This window comes from Psychromonas arctica (genome assembly GCF_038155225.1).
In the GTDB taxonomy this organism is placed as follows: Bacteria; Pseudomonadota; Gammaproteobacteria; order Enterobacterales; family Psychromonadaceae; genus Psychromonas; species Psychromonas arctica_B.
On sequence record NZ_JBAKBA010000299.1, the window covers coordinates 1 to 220 of the forward strand.

1 protein-coding gene is annotated in these 220 nt (G+C 35.9%); it reads left to right on the forward strand.

The features are described 5' to 3' along the window. Nucleotides 1-76: 76 nt before the first annotated feature. Nucleotides 77-220 (forward strand): pyrimidine/purine nucleoside phosphorylase (locus V6255_RS18610; protein ID WP_341629444.1); only part of this gene is annotated, 144 nt, incomplete at its 3' end.

The following is a 220-nucleotide window of genomic DNA, read 5'->3' on the forward strand; positions in this document are numbered from 1 at the left end:
TACTTGAGTTTTAATATGAGCTTCGCCATAATCACCGCACAATGTTATATCTGATTATACATAAAAAGCGATTAAAATGAGTATTCAAGCAAATGAATATTTCGACTGTAATGTAAAATCGATCGCATTCCAAACTGCAAGATTAGCTGCAACAGTTGGCGTAATGGAAGTCGGTGAATACACATTGGGGACTGAAGCATACGAATACTTGACTGTTGTT